At 46.9% G+C, this 2,500-nt stretch carries 2 rRNA genes (1 of these 2 cut by a window edge); both read right to left on the reverse strand.

Annotated features, from left to right (window positions below):
* Window positions 1–6 precede the first annotated feature (6 nt).
* A 5S ribosomal RNA gene (gene rrf / locus HNP25_RS21465) occupies window positions 7–118 on the reverse strand.
* Between the two features lie 129 nt (window positions 119–247).
* A 23S ribosomal RNA gene (locus tag HNP25_RS21470) occupies window positions 248–2,500 on the reverse strand (it continues 576 nt past the right edge of the window).

Genomic DNA, 2,500 nt, shown 5'->3' on the forward strand with positions numbered 1-2,500 from the left:
TAATATTTTTGGGGTTTATTTACTTTCCCGCATATGATTGCAGTATCATCAACGGAACTGGGCTTAACTTCTCTGTTCGAGATGGGAAGAGGTGAACACCAGTCCTATCAACCCCATAAATTCTTTGAGTGGGTAGTTGTATCATTTTATGATTAGCTACTTTACTCTATGTCTTTATGAGTTTTTCTCATATAATATTGTGAAAGATGTTGAAGAGTAAGAACACTGCAGATTACATACAGTTATATGAATAAAGCTCTTGGGTAATTAGTATTGCTCGACTATGGTATTTCTACCTTTACATCTGCAACCTATCAAGGTCGTCATCTACGACCGCCCTTATATGGATTACTCATCTTCAGGTCAGTTTCGCACTTAGATGCTTTCAGCGCTTATCTGATCCCGACGTAGCTACTCAGCAATGCCCTTGGCAGAACAACTGATACACCAGCGGTCAGTCCAACTCGGTCCTCTCGTACTAAAGTCAGAACCTGTCAATAATCCTACGCCCACAACAGATAGGGACCGAACTGTCTCACGACGTTCTGAACCCAGCTCGCGTGCCACTTTAATCGGCGAACAGCCGAACCCTTGGGACCTTCTCCAGCCCCAGGATGTGACGAGCCGACATCGAGGTGCCAAACCTCCCCGTCGATGTGAGCTCTTGGGGGAGATCAGCCTGTTATCCCCAGAGTACCTTTTATCCTTTGAGCGATGGCTGTTCCATACTAAACCACCGGATCACTATATCCTACTTTCGTACCTGATCGACTTGTCTGTCTCACAGTCAAGCACCCTTTTGCTATTGCACTCTACGCACGGTTACCAAGCGTGCTGAGGGTACCTTTGAAAGCCTCCGTTACTCTTTTGGAGGCGACCACCCCAGTCAAACTACCCACCAAGCAATGTCCCTATTTAGGTTAGAATTCCAGTACAAGAAGGGTGGTATTTCAACGTTGACTCCATAATGCCTAGCGACACTACTTCAAAGTCTCCCACCTATCCTACACATCCAGTACCAGAACTCAATGCTAAGCTATAGTAAAGGTTCATGGGGTCTTTCCGTCCCGTTGCGGGTAAACGGCATCTTCACCGTTACTACAATTTCACCGAGCTCACGGCTGAGACAGTGTCCAGATCGTTACACCATTCGTGCAGGTCGGAACTTACCCGACAAGGAATTTCGCTACCTTAGGACCGTTATAGTTACGGCCGCCGTTTACTGGGGCTTCGATTCAATGCTTCGCTTGCGCTAACATCCCCTCTTAACCTTCCAGCACCGGGCAGGTGTCAGGCCTTATACGTCAACTTTCGTTTTTGCAAAGCCATGTGTTTTTGTTAAACAGTCGCCTGGACCAATTCTCTGCGGCCTCTCATCGCTGAGTAGGCTCCCTTTATCCCGAAGTTACAGGGTTAATTTGCCGAGTTCCTTAGCCGTGATTCACTCGAGCGCCTTAGAATATTCTTCCCAGTCACCTGTGTCGGTTTACGGTACGGGTTACTAATAAGTATAGATTCACAACTTTTCTTGGAAGTCTCTTCGCTAACTCGTTTCTGCCTTGCGGCTTCTTCTCAAAGGCACTATTCCGTCAGTACCTGCCAACCACGAATCTCCGTCATTGTGTTTCCCTAATAGTAAGTTCAGGAATATTAACCTGATGTGCATTAAATCTTCGCTTTCGCTAAACCCTTAGCCCCCGACTAACCCTCAGTTGATTAGCATAGCTGAGGAAACCTTGACTTTTCGGCGTGCGGGTTTCTCGCCCGCATTATCGTTACTCATCCCTACATTTGCTTTTCTGACCTCTCCAATGAACCTTGTCGATTCACCTTCGCTGATGTCAGAATGCTCCCCTACCAGTATGTATAAAATACATAATCCAAAGCTTCGGTACTATACTTGATGCCCGTTTATTATCGATGCCCGCCTCGCTCGACCAGTGAGCTGTTACGCACTCTTTAAATGAATAGCTGCTTCCAAGCTAACATCCTGGCTGTCTCTGCAATCAGACCTCCTTTGTTCAACTTAGTATAGATTTGGGGACCTTAGCTGTTGGTCTGGGTTCTTTCCCTCTCGGACAGTGACCTTAGCACCCCTGCCCTCACTGCCGTGTATATTTCATGCCATTCAGAGTTCATCAGGATTTGGTAGGATGTGACTCCCCCTAGTCCTATTGGTAGCTTTACCTGCATGAAACTCAACCACGACGCTGTTCCTAAAAACATTTCGGGGAGTACGAGCTATTTCCCAGTTTGATTAGCCTTTCACCCCTACCCACAGCTCATCGAAATACTTTTCAACGTAAACTCGTTCGGTCCTCCAGTGTGTGTTACCACACCTTCAACCTGGCCATGGGTAGATCACAAGGTTTCGCGTCTACTCCCCCTGACTAAACGCCCTATTAAGACTCGCTTTCGCTCCGACTCCAGTTCTATAAACCTTAATCTTGCCAGGAAGAGTAACTCGTAGGGTCATTATGCAAAAGGCACGCCGTCACAG

It is taken from the genome of Arcicella rosea (assembly GCF_014204325.1).
Lineage (GTDB): Bacteria > Bacteroidota > Bacteroidia > Cytophagales > Spirosomataceae > Arcicella > Arcicella rosea_A.